This is a genomic window from uncultured Leifsonia sp. (assembly GCF_945957465.1).
Taxonomy (GTDB): Bacteria; Actinomycetota; Actinomycetes; order Actinomycetales; family Microbacteriaceae; genus Leifsonia.
In genome coordinates this window covers 53,788-79,349 of the sequence record NZ_CAMFLC010000010.1, presented here as the reverse complement: position 1 = coordinate 79,349, position 25,562 = coordinate 53,788, and the positions used below count along the sequence as shown (strand labels likewise).

General features: G+C 71.3%; 24 protein-coding genes. 17 read left to right on the top strand and 7 right to left on the bottom strand.

Features of this window, described 5'->3' with window-relative positions:
- Positions 1–199 precede the first annotated feature (199 nt).
- The 6 genes from Q0Q23_RS07405 to Q0Q23_RS07380 all read left to right on the top strand — a co-directional run bounded on the left by Q0Q23_RS07405 (position 200) and on the right by Q0Q23_RS07380 (position 4,723).
- A complete protein-coding gene (locus Q0Q23_RS07405; RefSeq protein ID WP_363316243.1) occupies positions 200–592 on the top strand; it encodes a LysM peptidoglycan-binding domain-containing protein in 393 nt (130 codons plus the stop codon).
- 71 nt (positions 593–663) lie between these two features.
- Entirely contained in the window at positions 664–1,797 is a 1,134-nt protein-coding gene (locus Q0Q23_RS07400) for a histidinol-phosphate transaminase (protein ID WP_295121551.1), read from the top strand.
- Positions 1,794–2,396: an imidazoleglycerol-phosphate dehydratase HisB gene (gene hisB / locus Q0Q23_RS07395; RefSeq protein ID WP_295121549.1), complete on the top strand. Its 603-nt coding sequence runs from the start codon at positions 1,794–1,796 to the stop codon at positions 2,394–2,396. Before Q0Q23_RS07400 ends, hisB begins: the two co-directional genes overlap by 4 nt.
- A complete protein-coding gene (gene hisH, locus Q0Q23_RS07390; RefSeq protein ID WP_295121547.1) occupies positions 2,393–3,025 on the top strand; it encodes an imidazole glycerol phosphate synthase subunit HisH in 633 nt (210 codons plus the stop codon). The genes hisB and hisH overlap by 4 nt, the downstream gene beginning before the upstream one ends.
- 59 nt (positions 3,026–3,084) lie before the next feature.
- Positions 3,085–3,831 carry a bifunctional 1-(5-phosphoribosyl)-5-((5-phosphoribosylamino)methylideneamino)imidazole-4-carboxamide isomerase/phosphoribosylanthranilate isomerase PriA gene (priA, locus tag Q0Q23_RS07385; protein ID WP_295121545.1) on the top strand — a complete coding sequence of 249 codons (747 nt, stop codon included), beginning with the start codon at positions 3,085–3,087 and terminating at the stop codon, positions 3,829–3,831.
- On the top strand, positions 3,815–4,723 hold the full coding sequence (locus Q0Q23_RS07380) for an SseB family protein (RefSeq protein WP_295121543.1): 909 nt from the start codon (positions 3,815–3,817) through the stop codon (positions 4,721–4,723). The genes priA and Q0Q23_RS07380 overlap by 17 nt, the downstream gene beginning before the upstream one ends.
- 69 nt (positions 4,724–4,792) lie before the next feature.
- Here the strand turns inward: Q0Q23_RS07380 and Q0Q23_RS07375 are convergent, their stop codons facing one another.
- Positions 4,793–6,022 (bottom strand): MFS transporter, encoded by a 1,230-nt coding sequence (locus Q0Q23_RS07375; RefSeq protein ID WP_295121541.1) that lies wholly within the window; start codon positions 6,020–6,022, stop codon positions 4,793–4,795.
- A 91-nt stretch (positions 6,023–6,113) separates the two neighbouring features.
- Here Q0Q23_RS07375 and Q0Q23_RS07370 point away from each other — a divergent pair, with 91 nt between their 5' ends.
- The 6 genes from Q0Q23_RS07370 to Q0Q23_RS07345 all read left to right on the top strand — a co-directional run bounded on the left by Q0Q23_RS07370 (position 6,114) and on the right by Q0Q23_RS07345 (position 12,283).
- Positions 6,114–7,016, top strand: coding sequence for a LysR family transcriptional regulator (locus Q0Q23_RS07370; RefSeq protein ID WP_295121539.1), 903 nt, complete (start codon positions 6,114–6,116; stop codon positions 7,014–7,016).
- A complete protein-coding gene (locus tag Q0Q23_RS07365; protein ID WP_295121537.1) occupies positions 7,013–7,228 on the top strand; it encodes an SCO4848 family membrane protein in 216 nt (71 codons plus the stop codon). Before Q0Q23_RS07370 ends, Q0Q23_RS07365 begins: the two co-directional genes overlap by 4 nt.
- Positions 7,229–7,249: 21 nt before the next feature.
- Positions 7,250–7,813, top strand: a complete 564-nt coding sequence (locus Q0Q23_RS07360; protein ID WP_295121535.1) for an HhH-GPD-type base excision DNA repair protein — start codon at positions 7,250–7,252, stop codon at positions 7,811–7,813.
- 58 nt (positions 7,814–7,871) lie between these two features.
- Positions 7,872–11,327, top strand: coding sequence for a bifunctional RecB family nuclease/DEAD/DEAH box helicase (locus Q0Q23_RS07355; protein ID WP_295121533.1), 3,456 nt, complete (start codon positions 7,872–7,874; stop codon positions 11,325–11,327).
- A 51-nt stretch (positions 11,328–11,378) separates the two neighbouring features.
- On the top strand, positions 11,379–11,792 hold the full coding sequence (locus tag Q0Q23_RS07350) for a helix-turn-helix transcriptional regulator (protein ID WP_295121531.1): 414 nt from the start codon (positions 11,379–11,381) through the stop codon (positions 11,790–11,792).
- 65 nt (positions 11,793–11,857) lie between these two features.
- Positions 11,858–12,283, top strand: coding sequence for a VOC family protein (locus Q0Q23_RS07345; RefSeq protein WP_295121530.1), 426 nt, complete (start codon positions 11,858–11,860; stop codon positions 12,281–12,283).
- Between the two features lie 115 nt (positions 12,284–12,398).
- Here the strand turns inward: Q0Q23_RS07345 and Q0Q23_RS07340 are convergent, their stop codons facing one another.
- Positions 12,399–13,625 carry a citrate/2-methylcitrate synthase gene (locus Q0Q23_RS07340; protein ID WP_295121527.1) on the bottom strand — a complete coding sequence of 409 codons (1,227 nt, stop codon included), beginning with the start codon at positions 13,623–13,625 and terminating at the stop codon, positions 12,399–12,401.
- 51 nt (positions 13,626–13,676) lie between these two features.
- On the opposite strand from Q0Q23_RS07340, the gene Q0Q23_RS07335 reads away from it, so the two are divergent.
- On the top strand, positions 13,677–14,846 hold the full coding sequence (locus Q0Q23_RS07335; RefSeq protein ID WP_295121525.1) for a citrate/2-methylcitrate synthase: 1,170 nt from the start codon (positions 13,677–13,679) through the stop codon (positions 14,844–14,846).
- Between the two features lie 15 nt (positions 14,847–14,861).
- On the opposite strand, the gene Q0Q23_RS07330 is transcribed toward Q0Q23_RS07335, so the two are convergent.
- On the bottom strand, positions 14,862–15,338 hold the full coding sequence (locus Q0Q23_RS07330) for an anthrone oxygenase family protein (RefSeq protein ID WP_295121522.1): 477 nt from the start codon (positions 15,336–15,338) through the stop codon (positions 14,862–14,864).
- Positions 15,339–15,401: 63 nt separating this feature from the next.
- On the opposite strand from Q0Q23_RS07330, the gene Q0Q23_RS07325 reads away from it, so the two are divergent.
- Positions 15,402–16,037 (top strand): putative glycolipid-binding domain-containing protein, encoded by a 636-nt coding sequence (locus tag Q0Q23_RS07325; RefSeq protein ID WP_295121520.1) that lies wholly within the window; start codon positions 15,402–15,404, stop codon positions 16,035–16,037.
- 84 nt (positions 16,038–16,121) lie between these two features.
- Here Q0Q23_RS07325 and Q0Q23_RS07320 read toward each other — a convergent pair whose 3' ends face one another.
- Together Q0Q23_RS07320 and Q0Q23_RS07315 are read right to left on the bottom strand one after the other, a co-directional pair.
- Positions 16,122–17,423 (bottom strand): MFS transporter, encoded by a 1,302-nt coding sequence (locus Q0Q23_RS07320; protein WP_295121579.1) that lies wholly within the window; start codon positions 17,421–17,423, stop codon positions 16,122–16,124.
- A gap of 44 nt (positions 17,424–17,467) precedes the next feature.
- Positions 17,468–17,914, bottom strand: a complete 447-nt coding sequence (locus Q0Q23_RS07315; RefSeq protein WP_295121517.1) for a hypothetical protein — start codon at positions 17,912–17,914, stop codon at positions 17,468–17,470.
- A gap of 59 nt (positions 17,915–17,973) precedes the next feature.
- On the opposite strand from Q0Q23_RS07315, the gene Q0Q23_RS07310 reads away from it, so the two are divergent.
- Complete coding sequence (locus tag Q0Q23_RS07310; RefSeq protein WP_295121515.1) at positions 17,974–19,536, top strand: bifunctional phosphatase PAP2/diacylglycerol kinase family protein; 1,563 nt, start codon at positions 17,974–17,976, stop codon at positions 19,534–19,536.
- 9 nt (positions 19,537–19,545) lie between these two features.
- On the opposite strand, the gene Q0Q23_RS07305 is transcribed toward Q0Q23_RS07310, so the two are convergent.
- Positions 19,546–22,041 carry an ATP-dependent DNA ligase gene (locus Q0Q23_RS07305; protein WP_295121512.1) on the bottom strand — a complete coding sequence of 832 codons (2,496 nt, stop codon included), beginning with the start codon at positions 22,039–22,041 and terminating at the stop codon, positions 19,546–19,548.
- Between the two features lie 87 nt (positions 22,042–22,128).
- Between Q0Q23_RS07305 and Q0Q23_RS07300 the strand changes: the two genes are divergently transcribed.
- Complete coding sequence (locus Q0Q23_RS07300) at positions 22,129–23,022, top strand: Ku protein (protein WP_295121510.1); 894 nt, start codon at positions 22,129–22,131, stop codon at positions 23,020–23,022.
- A complete protein-coding gene (locus tag Q0Q23_RS07295; RefSeq protein WP_295121508.1) occupies positions 23,019–23,987 on the top strand; it encodes a DNA topoisomerase IB in 969 nt (322 codons plus the stop codon). The genes Q0Q23_RS07300 and Q0Q23_RS07295 overlap by 4 nt, the downstream gene beginning before the upstream one ends.
- On the opposite strand, the gene Q0Q23_RS07290 is transcribed toward Q0Q23_RS07295, so the two are convergent.
- Positions 23,973–25,424, bottom strand: a complete 1,452-nt coding sequence (locus tag Q0Q23_RS07290; protein WP_295121576.1) for an MFS transporter — start codon at positions 25,422–25,424, stop codon at positions 23,973–23,975. The genes Q0Q23_RS07295 and Q0Q23_RS07290 overlap by 15 nt on opposite strands.
- Positions 25,425–25,562: the final 138 nt, after the last annotated feature.

Here is a 25,562-nt window from a genome sequence, read left to right as displayed (position 1 = left end):
ACCGAATGTCGGTGGTGCCTGGTTGTCTTTCCTCCAGACAATCGAAACTGTATCCACGATACGGCGGGCCGACAAACATGTGTTCGAGTGTGTCTCGAAATTCGTGCGGTAATTCCGTCTCGATCGCCGATTGCGGTTTCGAACATTCGAAGATATATTCGGAACAGAGCTTCGATGAGGCCCCGAGGAGGTCACGATCATGAGCACAGCAGTCATGAGCGCCGCGTCGATGAACAGCACCGCGTCGATCGCCGCAGCCACCGGAAGTTCGGCAGCTCCGCGCGTGCGTCTTCGTCTCACGCGCCGCGGGCGCGCCGTGCTCACCGCCCTCGTGGCCCTCCCGGTCGTGATCATCGCGCTCGTGTTCGCGCTCAACGGCGGCGTCGCCGCCGCCACGGGCGAGCAGGCGCACGTGACATTCCACTACGTCACGGTGCAGTCGGGCGATTCGCTCTGGTCGGTCGCCGAGCGTCTGGCCCCCAACGCCGACCCGCGTGATGTCATCGCCGACCTGGTGTCGCTCAACGGACTCGAGTCCGCCGTGGTGACGCCGGGCCAGCAACTCGCGATCCCGACGCAGTACGACAAGTAGGTCGCTCGCCCCGTGCCCGACCGCCGTCACACGGCGAAGCACCCCTCACCTCGCTGACTACCATTGAAGGCGTGACCTCTCTCTCCGATCTTCCGATCCGTGACGACCTCCGCGGTCGCACCCCTTACGGTGCGCCCCAGAAGGTCGTGCCCGTCGCGTTGAACGTGAACGAGAACACGCATCCGGTCCCGGAGGACGTCGCCGCCGACATCGTGGCTCGCGTGGCCGTGGCCGTGACCGGCGTCAACCGCTACCCCGACCGCGAGTTCACCGACCTGCGCGATGCGTTCGCCCGGTATCTCGGTCACGGCCTCGCCGCGGAGCAGATCTGGGCCGCCAACGGGTCCAACGAGGTGCTCCAGCACATCCTCCAGGCGTTCGGCGGCCCCGGGCGCAGTCTCCTCGGCTTCGCGCCGACCTACTCGATGTATCCCCTGCTGGCGTCCGGCACGGGCACGGCGTGGATCGCCGCCGGCCGCGACGCCGAGTTCGAGCTGTCGCCGGAGACCGCCGAAGCCGCCGTTCGCGCGAACGATCCCGACATCGTGATCCTCTGCTCGCCGAACAACCCCACCGGCACGCCGCTCGACCTCGCCACCATCGAAGCGGTCTACGACGCCGCGTCCGGCATCGTGGTCGTCGACGAGGCCTACGCCGAATTCCTGCCCGACGGCGAGCGGAGCGCTCTCGAACTCCTCGCCGGCCGGCCGCGCCTGCTCGTCTCGCGGACGATGAGCAAGGCCTTCGCGTTCGCGGGCGCGCGGGTCGGCTACCTCGCGGCCGACCCAGCGGTCGTCGACGCTCTGCGTCTCGTGCGCCTGCCGTACCACCTGTCCGCGATCACCCAGGCCGCTGCGCTCGGCGCTCTCGCGCACTCGGACGAGATGCTGGCCATGGTCGGCGACATCCGCGCCCAGCGCGACCGGCTGGTCGTCGAACTCGCCGAGCTCGGGTACCTGCCGCACCGCAGCGGGAGCAACTTCGTGCTGTTCGGCGGAGTCGACGATCCGCACGCGGTCTTCGAGGCGCTGCTCGAGCGGGGAGTCCTCATCCGTGACGTCGGCATCCCGAACCACCTGAGGGTGACCGCGGGCACCGAGACCGAGACGACGGCGTTCCTGGAGGCGCTGCGCGCGCTCGGGCGTCCCGGCGCGGCTTCCGCGGCGCCGTCCACCGGTGCGGCCCCAGTAAGCTCGCAGTCATGACGAACCGGACCGCCCAGCTTCAGCGTGCCACCAGCGAGTCGAGCATCGAGCTGAGCCTCGATCTCGACGGCACCGGCGCGTCCGACATCCACACGTCGGTGCCGTTCTTCGACCACCTCCTCACCGCGTTCGCGAAGCACTCGCTGACCGACCTGCGCGTTCGGGCGACCGGTGACACCGACATCGACGTGCACCACACGGTCGAAGACGTCGGCATCGTGCTCGGGCAGGCGATCCGGGAGGCACTCGGCGACAAGTCGGGCATCTCCCGCTACGGCGACGCCCTCGTCCCGCTCGACGAGGCGCTGGTGCAGGCCGTCGTCGACATCTCCGGGCGTCCCTACCTGGTGCACGGCGGCGAGCCCGCCGGGTTCGAGTTCCACCTGATCGGCGGCCACTTCACGGGCTCGATGGTGCGGCACGTGTTCGAGGCCATCGCCTTCAACGCGGGCCTCACCCTGCACGTCACCGTCGTGGCCGGCCGGGACCCGCACCACATCGCCGAGGCCGAGTTCAAAGCATTCGCCCGGGCCTTCCGCCAGGCGAAGGCGCACGACCCGCTGGTGTCGGGCATCCCGTCCACCAAGGGCGCACTGTGAGCGCACCGGACGTCGTCGTCTTCGACTACGGCACGGGCAACGTGCACTCGGCTGTCAAGGCGCTGGAGGCCGCGGGCGCGAACGTCGAGCTCACCGGAAACCGTCGGCGCGCACAGGAGGCGGACGGATTGCTGGTGCCCGGTGTCGGCGCGTTCGCCGCCGTCGTCGACGCCCTGCGGCGGTCGCACGGCGACGAGGTGATCGATCGGCGCCTCGCCGGCGGTCGACCCGTCCTCGGTATCTGCGTGGGCATGCAGGTGCTCTTCGAACGCGGCGTCGAGCACGGGATCGAGAGCGAGGGGCTCGGTGAATGGCCGGGCACCGTCGACCTGATCCGCGCCGACGTCGTGCCGCACATGGGCTGGAACACGGTCGACGCGCCGGAGGGCTCCGTGCTGTTCGACGGCATCCGCGACGAGCGCTTCTACTTCGTGCACTCCTACGCCGCTCAGGACTGGACGCTGGAGGCCACCGGACCGTTCCCGAAGCCGCGCGTGACCTGGGCGGAGCACGGCTCCCGGTTCGTCGCCGCGGTCGAGAACGGCCCGCTCACCGCGACCCAGTTCCACCCCGAGAAGTCCGGCAGCGCCGGCCTCCGCCTGCTCCGCAACTGGATCGGCTCCCTGTAGCCGGACGCCTCCCGGTCCGACGCCCGGACCCGATCGAAGCATTCGAGAAAGACATCGACATGAGCGAATTCACCGACACGCCCAAGCTCGTCCTCCTGCCGGCCGTTGATGTGGCCGACGGCAAGGCGGTCCGCCTCACGCAGGGCGAGGCCGGGAGCGAGACCAGCTACGGCGACCCCGTCGACGCGGCGGCCGAATGGGCCGATGCGGGCGCGGAGTGGATCCATCTCGTCGACCTCGACGCGGCTTTCGGGCGCGGCAGCAACCGCGACCTCCTCAAGAAGGTCATCCGGCAGACCAAGGGCGTCCTCATCGAGCTATCCGGCGGCATCCGCGACGACGAGTCGCTCGAGCAGGCGCTCGAGATCGGCGCCACCCGCGTGAACCTCGGTACCGCCGCGCTCGAGAACCCCGAGTGGGCGGCCAATGCGATCGGGCGGTACGGCGAAGCCATCGCGGTCGGTCTGGACGTACGGGGCACCACGCTGGCCGCGCGCGGGTGGACGCGTGACGGCGGCGACCTCTGGGAGGTGCTGGACCGGCTCGAGGACGCCGGCTGCGCCCGTTACGTCGTCACCGATGTCACCAAGGACGGCACCCTGAAGGGCCCGAACCTCGACCTCCTGCGTCAGGTCATGGAGCGCACCGAACGACCGGTCGTCGCCTCGGGCGGCATCTCCAGCCTCGACGACATCGCGGCGCTGCGCGAACTGGTCCCGCTCGGGCTCGAGGGCGCGATCGTCGGCAAGGCGCTGTACTCCGGCGCGTTCACGCTTCCCGAGGCGCTGGATGTCGCCGGCGACTGAGCCGCCCGAGGGCGCGGGCGACCGCGCGGAGGGTCACCGGGCGCAGAGTCATCCCGCGGAGCGTCACCGGGCCCGACCGAGCGCGTCCGGCGGCGAGCGGCTGGCCGGCTTCGCTGCGGCGCTCGCGGGCTTCACGCCGACGCACGGCGACTCGGCCGGGCAGGCGTGGGAGGGACGCGAGTTCGACGACAACCCGTTCGGCGACGACGACGGCTCCGCGCCTCCCGTTCTGCTCGGCGCGCTCGCCGCGTTCCGGGCCGGGGAGGCCGGCGCCGAGACCGTGGTCGACGCCGTCCGCGAGGCGCGCGTGCTGATCCCGCTGGTCGCCGAGCTCGGGGAGGAGGGCACGAGCGACGCGGGACTCGCGGTCGACAAGACGCAGGAGCTGTCGATCGTCACCGTCGCCGCTCCCGATGGTCGCCGCGTCCTGCCGGTCTTCTCGTCCGTGACGGCCATGCAGGCGTGGAACCCGGCTGCCCGGCCGGTTCCGGCCGCCGGGCCGCGCGCGGCGCTCGCAGCCGCATCGGAGGCGACCGAGCTCCTCGTGCTCGACCCGACCTCCGAGACCGAGTTCGTCCTCCGCCGCCCGGCCGTGTGGGCGCTCGCTCAGGGCGTGCCGTGGCTGCCGAGTGACCGCGACCCGGTGGTCGCCGAGGCGTTCCGTGCGTCCGTCGGTTCGGAGCTCGGCGTGCTGGACGTCGACCTGGCGGCCGGAGATCCGAGCTGTCGGCTCGTCGCCGAAGAACTGGTGGTGCGGCTCACCCTGTCGAGCGGGCTGACCACCGACGAGCTCGACGCCATCCTGTCGCGACTGGCCCAGCGCTGGGCCGCCGACGACGCCATCGCGACACGCGTCGACTCGCTGCGCGTCCAGCTGCTTCGGGCCTCCTGACCCATTCGCCGGCGGGCGCGGGAGAGCGGCGCTGAGGAGCCCTTCGGCGCCCGGGCCCACCACCGGAGGTCATGCAGTGCGCAGCATCCGGAGGCCGGCGATCACGGCCAGTGCCGCGACGATGATGACGAAGCCGACGAGCACCGGCACCAGCGGCCAGAGGATGAGGGCGACGCCGACGAGCAGCACCGGCAACGCCAGGCCGATGTAGGCGACGAGGAAGATCGCGGCCAGCACCTCGCCGCGGCGATCGGCGGCCGCGAGCGATCCGGCGACCAGGATGGCGGCGCGGAAGAGCAGCCCGACGCCGGCTCCGGCGACGACGCCGGCGAGGACGAACGCGGCCAGCGACCCGCCGAGCACGCCGGCCGCGAGCCCGCCGAGCCCGACGGCCACCAGCACGATCCCGAGGACGAGCTGCGTGCGGGTGCGCAGCGGCGCGAAGACGATCTGCGACACGGCGGACGCGGCGAAGACCGAGAAGGGCACCGCCCCGGCCACGAGGTGCGAGGCGACGTGGAAGGTGCCGGAGAGAACGCTCGGAGCCAGCGAGGTGAACAGCCCAAACACCGCGAAGCCGGCGAAGGCGGCGATCGCGGCGGCCGAGAACGCGCCGCGCGACGCAGCGGGAAGCGAGATGCGCTGCGGCCTGTACGGGGGCCGCTCCTCGGCGCGCTCGACGGTCTCGGGCACCAGCGCGACCGCGACGGCGGCCACGGCGAGCACGACCAGGAACACGGCGTACGGCAGCAGCAGCGGCGCAGGCAGGAACTGGGCGAAGAGGCCGCCGATCAGCGGGCCGAGCGCGAGGCCTCCGGTGTTGATCACGGTCGAGACCGTTCCGGCCAGGCGGGGTCCCTCGTCCGGCCGCGCGACTGAGCGCAGTTCGCTCAGGTGGGCGGTCGCGCTCGCCGTGAGCGCACCGACTCCCACCCCGGAGATCAGGCGTGCCACGAGAAGGCCGCTGACATCGTTCCAGACCAGGAACAGCGCCGCGGCGAGGATCTCCAGCAGGATCGCCACCAGCACCATCCGGCGCCGTCCCGCCCAGTCGCTCAGGTGGCCGATCAGGAACAGGCTCGCGATGACGCCGATGGCGTAGGCCGCGAAGACGACGGTGATCACCCAGGTCGGGAACCCGTCGCGGAGCTGGTACAGGGAGTAGAGCGGCGTGGGGATGGTCGAGAACGCCATGACCGCGAGGAAGGCGGCGGCGATCACCCAGAAGCCGGCGCCGTGCCGGAGTCGCCAGGGCGATCGGGCGCGGGCGGACGAGGAGACGGGAGCTGTCGTGGACATGTTCCGATGATGCGCGTCAACCGCCATCGTGTCCAACGAATGTTGATGATGCTGGCGATCGATAAGAACGATTGTCGGTTACGATGACCGGATGGACAGCAGACAGCTGGAGTACTTCGTCGCCGTCGCTGAAGAGCGCAACTTCACTCGGGCCGCGACCCGTCTCTTCGCGGCCCAATCCACCGTGTCGGCAGGAGTCGCGGCATTGGAACGCGAGCTCGGCGGCCGCCTGTTCGAACGCGACGCGCACGGGGTCCGGCTCACCGGGATCGGCGAGGCGGCGCTCGCCGAGGCGCGCACCGGCCTGCAGTCGATCGAGCGGCTACGGGATCTCGTGGTCGGGGAGGGCCCATTGCGCGGCGCCGTCCGCGTGGGCATCTTCACGAATCTGACCTCCATCGACCTCCCCGGCATCATGGGCGAGTTCCGGAGGCGTCATCCGGGCGTCGACCTGCGCCTGGGCCCGTCGCCGAGCGGCTCGACCGGCCTCGCCGACGATGTGCGGCAGGGGCGGCTCGACGTCGCGTTCCTGGGTCTCCCGGACCCCGCGGTCGGCGTGCTCGAGCTGCCGCTGGCCGAGACGCCCTTCGTGGCGGTGCTGCCGAAGGGGCACCCTCTCGCCGCCGGGGACGGCCCGGTCGCATTGCAGGCGCTCGCCGCGGAGCGCTGGGTGGACGCGCGGGAGGGGTTCGGCAACCGCGTCACCCTCGACCGCGCGCTGGCGGCCGCCGGGCTGTCGCGGCAGATCGCGACAGAGGTGTCCGACCTCGGCGAGATCCCGCGGTTCGTCGCCGCGGGGCTCGGCGTGGCGGCGCTGCCGGCCCTCACCGTCCTGCCGGCGCCGGGGGCTGTGATCCGGCCGTTGACGCCGGCCGTCGAGTGGCACCTGAGCGTCATCGTCCATCCGCGACCTGGAGCGGCGGCGCGCGCCCTGGTCGGCCTGATCGCCGAGAGGTTCGGACGCGCGGTTCCGCCTACGCTGGAAGCATCATGACCGTTTTCGCCGCCGTCGTCCTCTTCGCCAATGCCGTGTTCAACGTGTTCGCCTGGCCGCGGTTCTTCTCCCGCGTACGCGCTGACGATCGCGCCAGGGACGCCGCGGGCCGGGCGACCCCGTTCCTCGTGGTCCACGCCGTGCTCCTCGGCGTCGCGCTTCTGCTCGCGGTGCTGTCGGCCATTGCGGGGGTGCTGTTGCTCCTGCTGTGATGCGGATGGCAGCATGAAGGAATGCCCCTTTCGATCACCGGCGACGCCGAAGCGGACGCCCTCCTCGACCAGTCCCCGTTCGCTCTGCTGGTCGGGATGCTGCTCGACCAGCAGATCGCGATGGAGACGGCCTTCGCCGGCCCGGCCAAGTTGCGCGACAGGCTCGGCTCCCTCGATCCGGCCGGCATCGCCGCGCTGGAGCCCGAGAGACTCGTCGAGGTGATGAAGCAGACGCCGTCCGTGCACCGGTTCCCCGGATCGATGGCGGGCCGGCTGCAGTCGTTGGCCTCGGCCATCGTCGACGAGTGGGGAGGGGACACCGCCGCGATCTGGACGCAGGGCGACCCGGACGGCGCCGAGGTGCTCCGCCGTCTGAAGGCCCTGCCGGGCTTCGGCGAGCAGAAGGCCACGATCTTCCTCGCACTGCTGGGCAAGCAGAAGGGGCTGAGCGTCCCCGGCTGGCGGGAGGCCGCCGGCGACTACGGCCTGGACGGGTACCGCTCCGTGGCCGACATCGTGGACGCCGACTCGCTCACCCGGGTGCGCGAGCACAAGCGCGCCGTGAAGGCGGCGGCCAAGGGCTGACGCCGCGTCTGGAGGGCCGCGGCCCTCGGATGTCGGCGGGCGCCGATAGCGTTGCCGTGTGTTCCTACTCGACGGGGTGATCGTCACCAGCGCCAGCGACCTGACCGAGGCGTCGAAGTGCGAGTTCGCCTTCCTCCGCTCTCTCGATGTGAAGCTGGGGCGGATCGAGAAGACCGACGAGGTCGACGATCCGATGTACGTGCGGTCCTCCCGCCTGGGCGACGAACACGAGCACCACATCCTGGAGCGCTACCGGGACCGCTTCGGCGACGGGGTGGCCGAGATCGAGCGGCCGGAGTCGCTGACGGCCGACTCGCTGTCCGGCGCGGTCGCCGCGACGGCCCGCGCCTTCGAGCGCGCGAGCGCGGTCGTGTTCCAGGCGACTTTCTTCGACGGCTCGTTCGTCGGGTTCGCCGATTTCGTGGTCCGCCTTCCGGACGGCAGCTACCGTGTCCAAGACTCCAAGCTCGCTCGCAGCGCGCGTGTGACCGCCCTCCTGCAGCTCGCCGCCTACGCCGAGCAGCTCCGGCGAACGGGAGTGCGGGTCGACGGCGTCGTCGAGCTGCTGCTCGGCGACGGGTCGGTGAGCGAGCACCGGCTCTCCGAGATCGAGCCCGTCTATCGCAAGCGGCGCGAGCGCCTCCTGGCGATCATCGCCGAACACGTCGCCGACGCGGGCCCTGTCGCCTGGGGCGACCCGCGCTTCGCCGTGTGCGGGCGCTGCGACACGTGCGATGCCGAGGTGCAGGCCGCGCGCGACGTCCTGCTCGTGGCCGGCATGCGGGTGACGCAGCGGGAGCGCCTGATCGCAGCAGGCATCACCACCATCGACGCATTGGCGGCCTCCGACGGCCCGGTCGAGGGCATTCCGGACGGCACCCTGAGCGGGCTGCGCGAACAGGCGCGTCTGCAGCTGGAGGCCGTGGAGGGCGCGCCCCCGCCGATCCGGGTCTTCAACGCGCCGGTGCTCGCCGTGCTGCCGGAGCCGGACCCCGGCGACATCTTCTTCGACTTCGAAGGCGACCCGTTGTACACCGAGGGGGCGGGGGAGCGCTGGAACCTCGACTACCTGTTCGGGATGGTCGACCAGGACGCCCGGTTCACGGCGTTCTGGGCGCACGACTTCGCCGAGGAGCGCGTCGCGCTCGAGCGGTTCCTCGCGTTCGTGCGGGAGCGGCGCGCGGTCTTCCCCGCGATGCACATCTACCACTACGCCGCCTACGAGCAGACCCACCTGCTGTCGCTCGCCGCACGGCACGGCGTCGGCGAAGAGGAGGTGGACGCCCTGCTCCGCGACAACGTGATGGTCGACCTCTACCCTCTGGTCCGCAAATCGGTACGGGTGGGATCGCGCTCCTACTCGATCAAGAAGCTCGAGCCGCTCTACATGGGCTCCGAGCTGCGCCAGAGCGAGGTCACGAACGGCGCCGACTCGATCACGGAGTACGCGAACGCCCGCGATCTCATCGCACTCGGCCGACTCGACGAAGCGCAGCCCCTGCTCGACGCGCTCGGCGACTACAACCGCTACGACTGCGTCTCGACCCTGCGGCTGCGCGACTGGCTGCTCGCCAGGGCCGCCGAGAACGGCGTCCCGATCGGCGCCGCCCCGCAGGAGGAGCCCGAGGTCGCTCCCGAGGCCTCTCCGCTCCGGGTGGGGCTGTTGGCGTTCGCGGGCGACCCGCTCGATCCGCATCGCAGCACCGACCGGGAGGCCGTCGCCCTCGCGGCGGCGGCGATCGACTTCCACCGCCGCGAGCAGAAGAGCTTCTGGCAGAGCCATTTCTCGCGACTGATCCAGCCCGTGGAGGAGTGGGCGGACACCAGGGACGTGCTCGTGGTGGAGTCGGCGCGCGTGGTGCGCGACTGGTACCTCGACGAGGGTCAGCGGGTCGAGCGCCGAGAACTGCTGCTCTCCGGCCAGTGGGGCGCGGGCAGCTCCGTGCGGGTCAGCGAGAGCTCGGGGCCGTTCCTGCTGTACGAGTACCCGGGACCGTTCCGGCTGCTGCGGGCGCAGCCGGGCGCTCGCACGGTGCGCAGCGTCGCTGTGATCGACGTCACCGATGACGGCTCCGTGCTGGTACGCGAGACTCTTCCCGAGGATGTCCCCGCCTACGACCACCTGCCCACGGCGCTCACTCCGGCGCCGCCGCCCTCGACGCGCCCGCTCGCGGAGGCCATCCGGGAGTGGGGGACGGCCCTGCTCACCGCACTGCAAACCGATCGCTGGCCGGTGAACGCCGCGGTCGACCTGCTGCGGCGCACGCCACCGCGCACCCGTTCCGGTGCTCTCGCTTCGGAGGGGCCGGCCGACGGCAGCGGTCGGATCGACGCCGTGACGGCCGGCCTGCTCGACCTCGACGCGTCGTACCTGGCCGTGCAAGGCCCTCCGGGAACGGGCAAGTCCTATCTCGGTGCGCACGTGATCGCCCGCCTGGTCGCCGATCACGGCTGGCGTGTCGGTGTCGTGGCGCAGTCGCACGCGGTCGTCGAGAACCTGCTCGACCGGGTCGTCGCGACCGGTCTGGACCCGGCGCTCGTGGGCAAGGTGCCGGGCGGCTCGGCCGAGTCGCCGCGGTTCACCCCGTTGCGGCGCAACGGCCAGCTCGAGTTCGCCGCCGAGCACGAGGCGAGCGGGTTCGTGCTGGGCGGTACGGCCTGGGACTTCGCCAACCCGGGTCGTGTGCCGCGCGAGAGCCTCGACCTGCTTGTCGTGGACGAGGCCGGGCAGTTCTCGCTGGCGTCGACCATCGCCGTCGCGGTGGCGGCCCGCAACCTGCTGCTGCTCGGCGACCCGCAGCAGCTGCCGCAGGTGAGTCAGGGCAGCCATCCCGAGCCGGTCGACGGCTCGGCTCTCGGCTGGGTGAGCGACGGCCATGATGTGCTTCCCGCGGAATTCGGCTACTTCCTCGCCGAGAGCCGTCGCCTCCACCCGGCGCTCGCCCGCGCCGTCTCCACGCTGTCGTACGAAGGGCGGCTGCGCGCGCATCCGGCCGCGGGCGAGCGCGAGCTCGCCGGCGTCGTCCCTGGGCTGCATCCCGTGCCCGTCGCGCACGTCGGCAACGCGACGGCGTCACCCGAGGAGGCCGAAGCCGTGGTCGGCATCGTTCGCGAATCGATCGGTCGCTCCTGGACCGATCCGGCGGCCGGCCGCGACGACACGCCCCTCGCGGCGGCCGATGTGATCGTCGTCACGCCCTACAACGCCCAGCTTGCCGCGGTGCGGGAGGCGCTCGACGCGGCCGGATTCCCGGAGGTGCGCGTCGGCACGGTCGACAAGTTCCAGGGCCAGGAGGCGGCGATCGCGATCGTCAGCCTCGCGGCGTCCTCCGCGGCCGATGTCCCGCGGGGCATGTCGTTCCTGCTGTCCACGAACCGGCTCAATGTCGCGATCTCCCGGGCGAAGTGGGCGGCGTACCTCGTCCACTCACCGGAACTCACGGAGTTCTTGCCGACCACGCCCGCCGGGGTCGGCGAACTGAGCGCGTTCATCCGCTTGGTCGAGCCGAGCTGACCCCTGGGCGGGCGACTGGTGGGCGCCCTCCGCGCGAGCTACCGTGGGAGCGTGTCACCGGAGGAACTGGAGGAGCTCGTCATCCTGCGACGAGCGCGCGATCTGATCGATCGCCAGTACGCCGAGCCGCTCGACGTGCCGACGATGGCGGCGTCCGCCTTCATGTCGCCGTCGCACTTCTCGCGCCGGTTCCGCGCGGTGTACGGCGAGTCGCCCTACAGCTACCTGATGACCCGGCGGATCGAGCGCGCGATGTCGCTGCTGCGCGAGGGGATGACCGTCACGGAAGCCTGCATGGCGGTCGGGTGTACGTCCCTCGGGTCGTTCAGCTCCAAATTCGCCGAGGTCGTGGGGGAGTCGCCGACGCGCTACCGCACACGGGAGCACCGCGCCGTCATGGCGATGCCGAACTGCATCGCCAAGCAGCGCACCCGGCCCGTCCGCTCCAGACCCCTTCCGGGTTGATGAGCGGATGCGAGTCGAGCAGGAATGGAGAAGCGCCGGGTGCACGACGTTCCTAGAGTGACAGCATGACCATTTCGCTTCAGTACTCGCACATCACCGTCACCGACCCGGAAGAGTCGCTCGCCTTCTATCGCGATGCGCTCGGCCTGGACGTGCTCAACGACGTCGCGTCGGGCGGTCACCACTGGATCACGCTCGGCGTCGCCGGCCGTCAGGGCACCGAGATCGTGCTCTCCGATCCGTACGCCGGACGGTCGCAGGCCGACGGCGATGCCATCCAGGAGCTCGTCGCGAAGGGGGTGCTCACCAACGTCGTGTTCCGCACCGAGGACGACCTCGACGCGGTCTTCGAGCGCGTCCGCGCGAGCGGCGCCGAGGTCCTCCAGGAGCCGAAGGATCAGCCGTGGGGGCCGCGCGACTGCGCGTTCCGGGACCCGTCGGGCAACATGGTCCGCATCCTGCAGGCCGCACCGCAGCCGCAGAACGCCTAGGGTCTCGGCGGCGTCCTCGGGCTCGCCGTCCTCACGATCGTCGTCGGGGTGCAGCTCTCCCAGTTCCTCGGCAACACGCTCGCTCGCACGGCTCTGCGACGTTGAGCGGCCTGCATCACGTCGGGGCCGGAGTGTAGCGGCCGACGGGACGCAGGCGCAGGGGGCGCTCGCGGTACTCGGCGAGGGCGTGCACGACCCACCCGGCGGTGCGCGCCGTGGCGAAGATCACCTCGCCGGCGTCGTCCGCCATCCCGCCGGCGAGCGACAGGGCGGCGAGGGCGAGGTCCGAGTTCGGAGAGGTGCCCGTGCGGTCGTGGAGGAGAGCCGCCAGCGCCTCCACGGCGTCCACCACACCGGCGGCCGCCGGGTCGTCGGCGAGCATGCACAGCACGATCCGCGCGCGCGGGTCTCCGTGCGGGTAGAGCGGCTGACCGAACCCGGGGACCGGGCCGCGCCCGTCGACCACGGCGTCGGCGACGACGCGGGCTGGCTCCTCGCCCGCGGCGACGCGTGCGAGCATCCGCTGGGCCGCGCGGCTGGCGTTGCCGTGCAGCGGGGAGTCGAGCGCTCCCAGCCCGGCCACCACCACCGCGTACGGCGTGGCGCGCGCCGACGCCGCTGCCCGCGCAGCGAGTGTGGAGACGGCGAGGTCGTGGTCCAGGAGCAGCACCAGGGCGGCATTCAGGGTCCGCAGCAGCTGCGGCGTGGCAGGCTTCGCGGACAGCCGCGACCAGAGCTCCGCGGCGAGACTCGTACCGACGGCGGGCGCCCGCGCCGGCAGCACGGCGACCATCCCGGCGATGAGCCGTTCCGCGGCCCCCGCGACGGCCTGCGGCTCGAGCGAGGTGCGCAGCGGGTCTGCCGCGGCCAGCGCCGTCACGGCGACCAGCTGCCGATCGCGGTCGCCTGCGCCGGGCGGGAGCGCCTCCGCGACCCGGCGGGCGGCCTCCAGCCCCGGTCCCGCTGCGAAGTGCGCGGACGGTTCCCAGCGGCGGGTGAGCGCCCAGCGCGCCACCGCCTCGAACGGCTCGAGCGCCAGCTCGGCGGCGGGGCGGCCACGGTAGAACAGCGCGCCGTCGTCGATGAGCGCGAAATCGGTCTCGATCACCATCAATGGTCGCCCTTCGGTCCGCGCGGGCGACGGCGGCGCCTTGCGACGCCGGGCCGCGGCGAACGCCTCGACCTCCAGCGCGTCGAACGTGGACCCGCTCGCCGTGCGCGTGCGATCGAGGAGGCCGCGTGCGACGTACGCATACAGCGTCTCGAGTTTGACGCCGAGGCGCTCGGCCGTCTGCTCGGCGGTGAGCCGGGGGAGGTCGTTGCGTTCGACAGGGCGGGCCATATTGATCCGATCAACATTGACGTTCGAAGAATCCACGTTCACACTACTGCCATGGACCGCATGAACGACACCCTGATCGACGTCCCGCGTGGGCTGACGAACGTCGTCGCCGCGCACACTGCACTGGGCGACGTCCGAGGGCAGGAGGGGTTCTACCACTACCGGCAGTACTCGGCGATCGATCTCGCCCGCGAACGCACGTTCGAGGACGCCTGGTACCTGCTGCTGTTCGGGGACCTCCCGACGCCCGACCAGCTCGCAGCGTTCCGCGCGCGCATCGCCGCCGCGCGGCGCATCCCCGCCGAGGTCGCCGAGCTGCTCCCGTCGATCGCGCGGCTCACCGCGGCAGGCGACGCACTCGCCGGCCTCCGCATGGCGCTCGCCGCCGTCGCCGCGCACGACGGGATACGACCCGTCTACGACGAGGACGACGACGCGCGCATCGGGGACGCGATCCGGGTCGCCGCCGTCACGCCGGCGCTCGTGGCGGCGCTGCACGCGTACGCGACGGGAGCCGTTCCTCCGGAGGCCCGCGACGACCTCGGCCACGTGGCCGACTACCTGCGCCTGGTCACCGGCCGGGTTCCGGACGCCGCGCACGAGCACGCTCTGAGCGCATATCTCACCGCGGCCATCGACCACGGCTTCAACGCCTCCACGTTCACGGCGCGCGTCATCGCTTCCACCGGCGCCGACGTCGCCGCGGCCGTCGACGGCGCGCTCGGAGCGCTGTCCGGGCCGCTGCACGGCGGAGCGCCGAGCCGCGCGCTCGACACGCTCGACGCCATCGGCACCCCGGATCGAATCGACGAATGGATCACCGAGACAGTGCGCTCGGGCGGTCGCGTGATGGGCTTCGGCCACGCCGTCTACCGCACGGAGGACCCGCGGTCGCGGATGCTCCGCGACGTCGCGCAGGGGTTCGGCGGCGACCGGGTGGCCTTCGCAGTCCAGGTGGAGGCGCGCGTGCAACAGCTGCTGGCCGAGTTGAAGCCCGGCCGCGGATTGCACACCAACGTCGAGTTCTACGCCGGAGTCGTCATGGAGCTGTGCGGCATCCCGCGCTCGTTGTTCACACCGACGTTCGCCGTGGCCCGCGTCGTCGGCTGGACGGCGCACATCGTGGAGCAGGCCGCCGACGGCAAGATCCTGCGCCCGTCGTCGCGGTACGACGGGCCCGCGGCGCCGATGCCTCTGCCTGCGCGGACCATCGCCGCCTGAGCGGCGCGACCGCCGTCAGCTCAGCAGCGAGGTCAGCAGGGCGGCCGCGCCCGCGAGCGATGCGGCGCCCCGGGTGCTGTTGGCCCGGCGCCACGGCCTCTGGAACGCCGCGAACGCCGCCTCGTCGTTCGCTGCGGCCTCCGCCAGGCGGTTGTTGAGCGGCACGTTGATCGCGGCGGTGATGACGAACCCGGCGAGACCGAGCACCGCGCCGGCCACGCCGATCACCGCCGCCCACGCGGCTACGGCACCCGTGATCAGGTCCAGCAGCACCAGGACGATGCTCGTCCCGCAGCTGAGCGCAGACACGGTGAACGCCAGCATGAACGGCGACCGGGGTGCGAGTGCGTTGATGCGCTTCATGACGCCGGTCGGCCGTGCGTCGCCGTCGAGGGCCGGCATGACCAGCACGCTGAAGCCGAGGTAGACGCCGCCGACGACCGCGGTGCTGAGAGCGGCCAGGATGATCCAGATCGCTGTCGCTGTCTGCATGGCGTGAGCGTATCGTGCTGCTCGGGCGGAGTCACGCCGCTCCAGTGGACGGAGGCGTAAGCGATGCGCGGTGCGGTGCGGCATGTGGAGTGGGTCGGCGACGAGGACCCGGAGCGGTTGGAAGCGGCGGTCGTCACGCTCGCACCCGACCGGCTGGACGCTCTCGGCACATCGCGCACGACCGATTACGTCGTGAGCTGGGAGCTCGAGACCACCTCCGGCTGGGTGACGGAGCGCCTCTCGATCTCAGTGGCCGGGCGGGGCTTCACGCGATGGCTGGTGCTGCACCGAGACGCGCACGGACGCTGGACCAGCGAGTCCTACGCGCACGGCGAGACCCGTTACCACGACGCGCCGATGGCGGAGCCCGGCGTCGCGAAGCCGTCGGACCTCGATGGCGCACTGGACTGCGATCTGGCCCTGTGCCCGGTCACGAACACCATGCCGATCCTGCGGCTGGGCGCTTTGGAGGGGCTGGAGGAGACCGAGCTGACGATGGCGTGGGTGGACCTGCCGTCGCTGGAGGTCGTCGCGAGCCGGCAGGCGTACAGCGCCGAGCATCCGTTCGATCCGGAGGCCGGGCGCGCCATCGTGCGCTATCGGAGCGTCGGCAGCGGCTTCACCGCCGACCTCGGCGTCGACGAGGATGGCATCGTCATCGACTACCCGCGGCTCGCGCGCCGCATCCGCACCCGCTGAAGGGCGGCCGAGGGGCGTGCAAACGCCCTCAAACCGCGGTTTTAGGGGCGTTTCGGCGCCCCTCGGCCGCCCCTCGGTCGCCCCTCAGGGGGTGGGCGCGAGCGCGTCGTAGCGACGGAAGCCGCGTTGGACGCGCACGACCGTGGCGACCAGCACCACGATCAGGAGTCCGCCCAGCAGCGGCGGGAACCAGAGCGCACCGGTGAGCGCCAGCACGCCGATGTAGAGGTCGCCGAGCCGCGGGCCTCCCGTGACGACGACGGTGAACACACCCTGGAGGCGGCCGCGCATCACGTCGGGCGCCGACGCCTGCAGGATGGTCATGCGGAAGATCGAGCTCACATTGTCCGCCGCACCCGAGGCCGCGAGCAGGATCGTCGCGGCGATCAGGGCGGGGAGGTTCGCCTCGGCGAACGACCCGCCGCCGCCGGCCGTACCGCTGAACGCGACGACGGCCAGCACGATGCCGAAGCCCAGGACGGCCGCACCGTAGACCAGGATCGCCCGCTCGACGGCGCGACCCTGCCAGCGCACGTGTCCGAGCCGGCCGGAGAACACGCTCGAGACCAGCGTGCCGACCGCCCCCGCCGCCGTCAGGATGCCGACCGTGACCGGTCCGCCGCCGATCAGCAGCGCCCCGACGGCGGGGAAGAGCGCCCGCGGCTGACCGAAGGTCATCGCGATGAGGTCGAGCACGAACGTCATCGAGAGGTTCGGTGCGGTCTTCAGGAAGCGCAGTCCCTGCAGGACCGACGAGAGCCCGGCGCTCTGCCGCTCGCCCTCCGGAACGATGGATGGCAGCGTGAAGATCCCGAGGAACGCCGCGGTGAACAGGATCACGTCGACCGTGTAGGTCCACGGGATCCCGACGCTCGCGACCAGAAGGCCTGCAAGTGCCGGGCCGACGGTGACCATAACGCCCATGCTGATGCCGCCGAGGGCGCTCGCCGCAGGCAGGAGGCGGGCCGGCAACAGGCGTGGCGTGATCGCCTGCCGGGTCGCTCCGATCATGACGGTCGCGACCGCGTTGATCGTGGTGAGCACGTACAGCGGCCAGACGACCTGGACGTGCATCCAGGCGAACAGGGCGATTCCGGCGGTGGAGGCCCAGGCCACGATCGCGGTGACGAGGGCCACCGTGCGCCGGTCGAACGCGTCGGCGAGGACGCCGCCGTACAAGCCGAACACGATCATCGGAACGAGTGCGAAGAGCGCCACGAGCGAGACCGCGAGGGTCGAACGGGTGAGGTCGTAGATGTGGAGGCCGACGGCCACGACCGTCATCTGGCCCCCGATGCCGGAGATGGCTCCTCCGGCCCACAACCGGGCGAACGCGGGCGACTCCCGCAGGGGGCTGAGATCGACGAAGTGCCGCGCGTGCGCCAGCCGCGTATCGTCGGGCTCCTTGGTGCCCGGGGTGTGCTCGGTGCTCAGAAGCGCGGCTTCTTGCTGAGCGAGACCGCCGCCAGCGAGAACACGACTCCGAGGATCATGATGGTCACCGTGACGGCCTGCAGCACGACCTGCCAGAACGGAACGAACGGTGTGACCGAGACCCAGAGCCACAGGATGGCGCCGATCAGCGTGATCACGTAGCTGAACGTCCGCCGGGCGTAGAGCGCGTTGAGCGAGACCACGGTGACGGCGACCGTCACCTGGAAGAACGGGAGGAACGCGTCGGCGTTGCCGGTCCAGGTCGTCACCAGGCTGATGATGCCGATGACCAGACCCGCCAGCACGACCAGCGTCGCCAGCGCATTGCCCACCAGCGGCGGCAGGATGGCGCTCAGGCTGCGGACGAGGCCGCCGTGCTCGTCGTCGATGACGACCTCGTCGGCGGGGGCGGTGCGGGGCTCGGCGATGGTGTGCGTGCTCACGACGACGATCCTACCGCCCGACGGAGGTCTGCGCCGCACGGCGCGGGTACGGTAAGGGCATGTCTGCGTCCCGCCGCCGTTCGCCCCGGTTCTCGCTCCCGCGTCGGGTCGTCCGCGCCGATGAGGCGGTGGCCCGGCGCATCGACCGGCGGCGCACCGGCTCCAGCGTCGACGCCTTCTGGCGGCTGCTGAGCGGCGCAGCCGACCACGGCAAGCTCTGGTTCGCCGCCGCGGCGGTGCTCGTCGCACTCGGCAAGCCGAAGGCGGCGCTGCGCGGTGTGGCGTCGCTCGGTCTCGCGAGCCTGGTGGCGAATGTGGTCGGCAAGTCGCTGGTCGGCGGGCAGCGTCCCGTGCTGACCAGCATCCCGCTCTCCCGCCGGCTCGACCGCTCTCCGACGTCGCCGTCGTTCCCGTCCGGCCACACCGCGAGCGCCGTGGCGTTCGCCGCCGGCGCCATGTCGGAGTCGCCGTCGGCGGGAGCCGCTCTCGCGCCGCTGGCGGCCGGAGTCGCCTACTCGCGCCTCCACACCGGCGCTCACTGGTTCTCCGACGTGGTCGGCGGCGCAGCGATCGGCGCGGGTGCGGCAGTGGTGCTGAAGGCGGCCACGAGAGCGCTGAGCGTAGCGCGACGCTCGGCCGCTCCTGCACCGACGGCCGAATCCGTCGAGCTGCCCGTGCTGCCACGCGGCGCCGGGGCGTTCATCGTGGTCAACCCCGGCTCGGGGGCCGGGCTCGGGAGGCCGGACCCGCGTCCGGCGCTGGCGGAGCGTCTCCCCGACGCGCGTGTGCACGAGCTGCAGGAGGGCGACGACATCGCCGCGCTCGTGCAGGAGCAGCTCGGCTCGACGGAGCCTCCTCGCGTGCTCGGCGTCTCCGGCGGCGACGGCACGGTCTCGGCGATGGCGCACGAGGCCCGGCTCGCCGGGCTGCCGTTGCTGGTGCTGCCGGGCGGCACGTTCAACCACTTCGCCAAGGCGGCGGCCATCGCGTCCACGGAGGCCGCGCTCGCTGCGTTCGAGGCGGGCGAGGGCCGCCGCGTCGACGTCGCCGAGCTGCGCTTCCCGGCGGGCGGGGGAGACGCGGTGACCCGAACCGTCCTCAACACCGCATCGGTGGGGCTCTACCCGGCATTCGTCGCCGAGCGCGAGAAGTACGAGGACCGCTGGGGCAAGCCGGTCGCGGCGGTCATCGCCGCCATCCGGGTGGTGCGCTCCACCAGCCCGATCGAGGTAGAGATCGACGGCCGCCGCCGGTCGATCTGGTCGGTCTTCGTCGGCGTGGACCGGTACTACCCGGTGTCGGTCGCTCCCATCGAGCGCCGGCGGCTGGATGACGGCCTGCTCGACGTGCGCATCCTCTCGGCGGGCCGTCGACCGAAGACGCGGGGAGCCGTCGCGCTGGCGTTCGGCGGCCGCACCGATGCCTTCGTCGCCCGCCTCCCGTTCCTGCAAGGGCCTCCCGTCATCGACGCGTTCACCGGCGACGCGCTGTCGGTGCGGGCCGGCCACGTGGACCCGGGCTACGCGCACGACGGCGAGGCGTCGACGGAGACGCCGGGCGAGGGCCTCGATCTGCGGATCCTCCCCGGAGCTCTGGCGGTCTACTCGCCCCGCGGACGCTGAGTCCCGCGCTTACGACTCCCGCACGACCTCGTCGGCGGACTTGTCGGGCCGCAGACCGCGCCACGACGGCTGCCGCAGGCGGTCGGTGCCCGTCCACTCGGCGAATTCGACCTCGCCGACGTACTCCGGTCGCACCCAGTGCGCTCCGCGCGCGTCCAGCGACGGCACGCCGTCCAGTGGCGGGGTCTTGCGCGGGTGCGCGGACAGTTTCGCCGCGAGGTCGTCGAGCATCGCGTCGGTGAAGCCGGTGCCGACCTTGCCGACGTAGCGCAGCCGGTCGCCGTCGGGGATGCCGAGCAGCAGGGCGCCGATGCCGTTCGCCCGCCGGCCGTTCCCGGGCGTCCAGCCGCCGATGACGACCTCCTGGCTCAGGTGGTGCTTGATCTTGATCCAGGTGCGGGAGCGCCGGCCGGTGGCGTAGGTGCCGTCGCGCTGCTTGGCCATCACGCCTTCGAGGCCGAGCTCCTTCGAGGAGGCGATGGCGTGGTCGACATCGCCGGCGAAGGCGGGCGGCACCTGCACGGGATCGTCCTTGGCCGGCGTGAGCACGTCCTCCAGGGCGGCGCGGCGCTCGTCGTACGGCTCGCGCCGCAGGTCCGTGCCGTCGAGTTCGAGGATGTCGAAGACGAAGTAGTGTGCGGGGGCGCGTTTCGCTGCCGCCTCCACCTCGGCCGGCCGGGTGAGCCCCATCCGGGTCTGCAGCAGGCCGAAGTCGGGCCGGCCCTGCCGGGTGAGGGTCACGATCTCGCCGTCGACGACGAGGTCGTGGCCGTCGGCGAGTTCGGCGAGGCCGGCCAGCTCGGGGTAGGTGCGCGTGACGTCGTTCCCGTTGCGCGTCGTCAGCCGGAGGGCGCCATCCTGTACCACGGCGATCGCCCGGATGCCGTCCCATTTCATCTCGAACGCCCACTCGGCCTCGTCGTGGATGTCCTGGCGCGAGCCCAGGGTGGCGAGCATCGGCGAGATCGGCGGGCTGTCGATGGAGCGATGCGCCGTCTTCGCCGTTGGGGTCTTCGCCGTTGCCGTCTTCGGTGCGCCCTTCTTCGCCTTCGCGGCCTTCTTCCGCGCGCCCGTCTCCGCCGCCGGCCCCTCCGGAGCGGACGGGTGCTCGCCGGTCTCCTTCATGAGGTGGATGAGCCAGTTCTTCTCGTCGCCGCCCTGCGCGGTCGCGATCAGGGCGAACTTCCGGGGCACCCCGCCGAGGCCGCCGTCCTTCTGGCCGTGGAGCGTCGCGATGACCTCGTCGTCGCGCCACTTCTCGAGCTCGTACTCGCCGTGGTCCCAGATGTCCACGTGGCCGGCCCCGTACTCCCCGTGCGGGATATCGCCCGCGAACGTGCCGTACTCCAGTGGGTGATCCTCCACGTGCACCGCGAGATGGTTCTGCTTGGGATCGGTCGGCGGCCCCTTCGGGAGCGCCCAGCTGACCAGGACGCCGTCGTGCTGGAGCCGGAAGTCCCAGTGCAGCCGCCCGGCGTGGTGCTCCTGGATGACGAACGAGCGGCCGTCCGCGGCGTCGGGGCTCACCGAGGGCACCGGCTCGGGGGTCTTCTCGGCGTCGCGCTTGGAGCGGTAGGTCGTCAGGCGGTCGGTCTGCTCGGCGGCGGCGCGACCAGCCGACAGCGACGCGAGCGGATCGCCGCGGCGCTTCACCCGATCGAGCACCTCGGTGTACTCGAGGTGGCGGAGGTCGGGGGAGGCCAGCTCGCGCCAGGTGCGCGGCGCGGCCACCGTCGGCCGGAACCGGCCGCGCAGCGAGTAGGGGGCGATGGTCGTCTTGTTGCCGTTGTTCTGGCTCCAGTCGACCAGCACCTTGCCCGCGCGCAGCGCCTTCTTCATGTCGCTGACGACGAGGTCGGGGTGGTCGGCCTCCAGTGCCCGCGCCAGCTCGTGCGCGACGGCGGAGACCTGGTCGCTGGTCTGCGAGCCGTCCAGGGGCGCGTAGAGGTGGATGCCTTTCGACCCGCTGGTGACCGGCAGCGGATCCAGCCCCATGTCGCGCAGGATCGCCCGCGCCAGCCTGGCCACCTCCGCGCAGTCGAGGAGGGTCGCGCCCTCGCCCGGATCGAGGTCGAGCACGAGGCGATCGGGGTTCTGTCGCGCGTCGCCGCGTCCGACCCTCCACTGCGGAACGTGCAGCTCGAGCGAGGCGAGTTGCGCGAGCCAGACGAGCGTCGCCCGGTCGTTCACGAGCGGGTAGGTGTTCGCGCTGGTCTTGTGCGTGATCGTGCGCGTCTTCACCCACGACGGGGTGGAGGCCGCGTTGAGGTTCTTCTCGAAGAACACCTCGCCGGGATGATCCGGCGTCCCGACACCGTGCACCCACCGCTTGCGGGTCGCGATCCGGTCGCGCGTGTGCGGCACCATCACGTCGGCGATCGCGTTGTAGTAGCCGATGACGTCCGCCTTGGTGGTGCCGGTCTCGGGGTACAGGACCTTGTCGAGGTTCGTGAGCGTGAGCCGGTGCCCGTCGAGCGAGACCGTCTCCGTGTCCTCCGCTGCCATGGGATCACCGTACGCCGAGCTCCGTCTCCGGGGCAGGATGCGCGATCGACTGTTGATAAACCGCGATTCCGCGGACACGATGGGTGCATGAGGGCCATTTGGACGGGTGCTATCACCTTCGGGCTGGTCAACGTGCCCGTGAAGGTCTACAGCGCCACGGAGGATCACGACGTCGCGCTGCATCAGGTGCACGACGCCGACGGCGGACGCATCCGCTACAAGCGCGTCTGCGAGATCGACGGCAAGACCATCCCCTATGAGCACATCGCCAAGGCGTACGACGACGGTGAACGGACCGTCATCCTGACGCCGGAGGACCTGGAGTCGCTCCCGGCCGAGCGCAGCAGGGAGATCGATGTCGTCGAGTTCGTGCCCAACGACCAGCTCGACCCGCTCTGGTTCGATCGCAGCTACTACCTGGAGCCGGATTCCAAGTCGCTGAAGGCGTACGCGCTGCTGCGCAAGACGCTGGAGGACGAGGACCGCACCGCGATCGTCAACTTCGCGCTGCGCCAGAAGACGCGCCTCGGCGCGCTCCGCGTGCGCGGCAATGTCCTCGTGTTGCAGACCATGCTGTGGCACGACGAGATCCGCGAGGCCGACTTCCCGGCCCTGGAGACCACGCCGCGCATCACTGAGCGGGAGCTGTCGCTCTCCGCCGCCCTCATGGAGAGCTTCGCCGGCGATTTCGAGCCGGAGAAGTTCTCCGACGAATACCAGGAGGAGCTCCGCAAGCTCATCGACGCCAAGCTCGAGCAGGGTGAGAGCATCGACACGGCCGCGACCTTCGGCGAGGAGCAGGAGAAGAAGGCCGGCGGCGGTGAGGTGATCGACCTGATGGAGGCGCTGCAGCGCAGCGTCGAGCGCAGCAGGGGAGGGGCGGCCGCGGGGGCGGAGAAGAAGGCTCCCGCCAAGCGCTCCGCCGCGGCGAAGGAGCCTGCGAAGAAGACGCCGGCGAAGAAGGCCAAGAAGCCCGCGTGACCCGCCTGCGCCGCAGCGACCCCTCCGGGCCGGGCTATGCCCGCCGTGACTCGGCGAAGGGCCCCGTCTACGAGGACGAGGCGGGCAATCGGATCGTCGACGAGCGCGAGCTCGAGCGCATCCGGTCGCTCGTCATCCCGCCCGCGTGGAAGGACGTCTGGATCTCCCCGGACGCGCGCGGTCACATCCAGGCCGTCGGCACCGACGCCGCCGGCCGTCGGCAGTACCGCTACCACGACTCGTGGCGGCTCCATCAGGACCGGCTCAAGTTCGAGCGGGCGGCCCAGCTGGCCGAGACGCTGCCGACTGCGCGGCGCAAAGTGACGATGGACCTGCGCGAGGAGGGCTTCGGCCGCGACCGCATCCTCGCCGCCGCCTTCCGCATCATCGACCTCGGGAGCGTTCGCATCGGCAGCGAGGAGTATCTGCACGCCAACGGCAGCCGCGGGCTCACCACGCTGCTGTGCCGGCACGCCCGCATCGAGGGGGACGACATCACGCTCACGTTCCCGGCCAAGTCGGCGCAGAAGTGGACGAGCACGATCACCGACCCCGACCTCGCCGAGCTGCTCACCGAGCTCCAGGCTCTGCGCGGCCCGCGCTCCCGGCTGCTCTCCTGGAAGGACGGCACCTGGCAAACGATCCGGCCCGCCTCGCTCAACGAGTACATCCGGAGGCAGACGCGCGGCGAGTTCACGGCGAAGGACTTCCGGACCCTGCACGGCACGATCGTCGCTGCGCAGGCGCTCGCCGAACTGGGTGTCGGCGGTTCGGACTCCCAGCGCAGGAAGCGCATCTCCGCCGCTGTGAACGAGGCGGCGGACGCCCTGGGCAACACGCCGGCCATCGCGCGGAACAGCTACATCGACCCGCGGATCTTCGACCGCTACCGCCAGGGCGAGGTCATCGACCTCTCCGGCGGCCGGGTGCCGGAGCCGGCGTTGCTGGAGCTACTCGCGAGCTGACTGCGCCGGCGTGCCCGCCGACAGCGGAGCGGCGATGTCCTCCAGCGACTTGTTCTCCGCGTCGACGCCGAGGAACAGCTCCACGAGTCCGGCGGCGATCATCAGACCGGCGCCGAGGTAGTAGCCGAGGACGACCGCGTGCACGCCGCCGCCGATCAGGTTGCCGAACAGGATCGGCCCGACGATCCCGCCCGCCGCCGTGCCGACGGCGTAGAAGAACGCGATCGCCATGGCCCGGGTCTCCATGGGGAAGATCTCGCTCACCGTGAGGTATGCCGCGCTCGCCCCCGCCGAGGCGAAGAAGAACACGACCATCCAGCACACGGTCAGCCACACCGCGTCGAGGACGCCGGTGTCGAACAGGATGCCCGTGCCGATCAGCAGGACGCCGGAGCCGATGTACGACAGCGTGATCATGAACCGCCGGCCGACGGAGTCGAACAGCCGGCCGAGCAGGAACGGGCCGAGGAAGTTGCCGATCGCGATCGGCAGCAGCGCCCACGGCGCCACGTCGGAGGGCACGTGGAGCAGCTTGGTCAGCACCAGCGAGAACGTGAAGAACACGGCGTTGTAGAGGAAGGCCTGGCCGATGAAGAGCGACAGGCCGAGCACCGACCGCTTCGGATACGTCCTGAACCCGACCCGGATGATCTCGCCGAAGCCCGTCGAGCGGCGCTGACGGATCTCGATCGCCTTGTCGTCCGGCACCGCCTCGAGCGCGGAACCCTTCTCCTCCTCGATGTCGTGCTCGATGTCGGCGACTTCCTTATCGGCGGCCTCGTCGCGGCCGTGGATGAACATCCAGCGCGGCGACTCCGGCACGTTCCTGCGCACGAGCAGGATGACCAGGCCGAGCACGGCGCCGAGCCCGAATGCGATGCGCCAGCCGATGTCGGCGGGGAAGAGGGCGGTGTTGAGCAGGAACACGGTCAGCACTGCTCCGAAGGCGGTGCCGAGCCAGTACGAGCCGTTGATGGCGAGATCGACGACGCCGCGACGGCGTGCGGGGATGAGCTCGTCGATCGCCGAGTTGATGGCGGCGTACTCGCCGCCGATGCCGGCGCCGGTGAAGAACCGGAACAGGAAGAACATCCACGGGGCGAACGAGAACGCCGTGAGCACGGTCGCCACCAGGTAGAGGCCGAGCGTGACGATGAAGAGCTTCTTGCGGCCGAAGCGATCGGTCAGGTACCCGAACACCAGCGACCCGGTGCAGGCTCCTGCCACGTAGATCGCGGCAGCCAGGCCCACCTCGCCGGTCGAGAGCCCGAGTCCGGAGTCCGGCTCGGTCAGGCGGCCGGCGATGGCGCCGACGATCGTCACCTCGAGGCCGTCTAGGATCCACACGGTGCCGAGACCGATCACGACGAGCCAGTGGAAGCGCGACCACGGGAGCCGGTCGAGCCGAGCGGGGATGGTCGTCCGGATCGTCTTCAATCCGGTGTCTTGCTGGGAATCCGATGAATACGCGCTCACCTCGCGAACTGTACGAGCAGTCCCCTGCGCAGAGCAGGGCCTTGACTTCCGAACATTTGCGTGGCCGCAACGACACGCCTAGCGAAGCATTTCGCGCCT